Source organism: Lentilactobacillus sp., from assembly GCF_040773105.1.
Classification (GTDB): Bacteria; Bacillota; Bacilli; order Lactobacillales; family Lactobacillaceae; genus Lentilactobacillus; species Lentilactobacillus parabuchneri.
This window is the reverse complement of record NZ_JAXGWW010000312.1, coordinates 1-1,923: the sequence shown is the minus strand read 5'-3', so window position 1 is coordinate 1,923 and position 1,923 is coordinate 1. Positions and strand designations below refer to the sequence as shown.

The window sequence follows — 1,923 nt, the reverse complement described above, 5'->3', positions numbered from 1 at the left end:
GACCAATCATGAATGCAAATCATTCATCGTTGGCCGGTTCTATTACGTTTAAAATCAAACTTGTCATCTACGAACCAATTTCATCCAATCCCAGCACGCACTGCATTTTCATCCATCAGGTTGCATTTTCCCAAAGGACGTGTAGAATGATTAGTGTTCGTTTTCGAACACTTCAACTAAAATGAGGTGATCATCATCAATAATCAACAACGCGACTTACTCAAAGAAATCATCTTTTTGAATCGCGGGATTCGGCGAACGGAACGCCGACTTTTGCGCAAATACTCCAGAAAACACGGCCTGGCTCCAAATGAGCTTTTATTAATTGATACTTTGGTGGACTTCCCTGATAACTCAGTCATCGGCTTGGCAGAGATCTTAGAACTCAACAAAAGTACCGTTTCCACCATCATCAAGGGCTTAATTGCAAAACAGTTAGTGTCTCGTCAGGTCGACCCGGCTAATCAAAGCCGCTTCAAGTTAAACGCGACTGTCAAAGGACGCAATTTATCTGAAGGAATTTATAACGCCTATTTGGATGAACTTAACACGGTTTTTTCGCTCGACCAACTCGATTTAGGAAAGATCAAGGATGTTCTGACCCGCGTTCACAGTCACATTCAATAATTTTTTATGAGAGGAAGTACTTTTGTGCAAACAACAAAGCAAACTAAACTTCAAATGATCTTAATTATCCTATTATTAATCTTAATCGGTGCCAATCTAAGAACTGCTTTAACAGCCGTTCCGCCGATCTTAAACCAGATTTCCGATACCTTTCACCTGCCGGCTTGGTTCTTGGGCAGTCTGACCACTATTCCGCTACTCTGTTTTGCCATTATTTCGCCCTTCGTTAACCGGCTGGTCCATCGATTTGGGATGATGCCGGTGATTACCGCCGCCCTAATTGGCCTGGGGATTGGATCCTTTGTCCGCATCTATTCATTTCCGGCACTGCTTATCGGAACCTTGCTGGCGGGCAGTTCTATTGCTATCTTAAATGTCTTGTCGCCTGCCGTTGTCGGTAAATATTTTCCAAGTAAGATTGGGGTCATGACCAGCGTTTATACCTTGTCGATGACTGTTTTCAGTGCGCTGGCGGCTGGCCTCAGTTCACCAATCTCCGGCGTTCTTGGCTGGCAGTCAACCTTGCAATGGTTGGCCATTATCCCGGTCATCACATTGGCGGTGATGTTTTTCAACCAATCCGTTCAGAAAAAGCCTTCCGCAAACACGATTCAACACAGTGGCGCAACTCGCCAAACCAAGCCTGTTTGGAAACAACCGCTGGCTTGGTCGCTCACTGTGTTCATGGGACTTCAATCGTTGTTATTCTATACAATCCTAACATGGGTACCGTCAATTTTCGTCTCTCATGGGATGAGTCAAAACACTGCCAGTCTCTTGTTGGGGCTGTTGCAGTTGTCGTCACTTCCAATGGCCTACCTCATTCCAAACTTGGCGGGTAGAAGAGAAAAGCAGGCACCGTTAATGCTCATGATTTTCTTGTTATTTTTCTTTGGCTTGGGTGGCTTGATGATCGAAACGCCATCAATGGTTATCGCAGTTATTTCCTGCATCCTACTGGGATTTGCAACTAACGCCGCCTTTAGTATGTCGATGATTTTATTTTCCCTCAAAACAAGAGATCCGTATGAAACTTCGGCAGTTTCCGGCATGGCCCAATCCATCGGCTACTTAGCAGCTTCAGTCGGTCCAATAATGGCTGGTTTTCTCCACAGTCAATTCAATTCTTGGACGATCGCGCTGGTCTGCCTGATCGTGATTGTCGTGATCATGACCGGTGCTGGATTGATGATTGACCGGCAACAACATGTCTTTAATTGATAATTAAACATCCTGAAAAAAAGAAGCAGTGTGCGAAAAATGCACACTGCTTCTTTTTGTAATCCGAGTAATGAT

General features: G+C 44.5%; 2 protein-coding genes. Both read left to right on the top strand.

What is annotated here, in order from left to right:
* The first annotated feature begins 186 nt into the window (after positions 1-186).
* The gene (locus AB3112_RS11165) at positions 187-627 is read left to right on the top strand and encodes a MarR family winged helix-turn-helix transcriptional regulator (protein ID WP_239822835.1); all 441 of its coding nucleotides are present in this window, start codon (positions 187-189) and stop codon (positions 625-627) included.
* A gap of 24 nt (positions 628-651) precedes the next feature.
* On the top strand, positions 652-1,848 hold the full coding sequence (locus tag AB3112_RS11160; RefSeq protein WP_367334530.1) for a CynX/NimT family MFS transporter: 1,197 nt from the start codon (positions 652-654) through the stop codon (positions 1,846-1,848).
* The last annotated feature ends 75 nt before the right edge of the window (positions 1,849-1,923 follow it).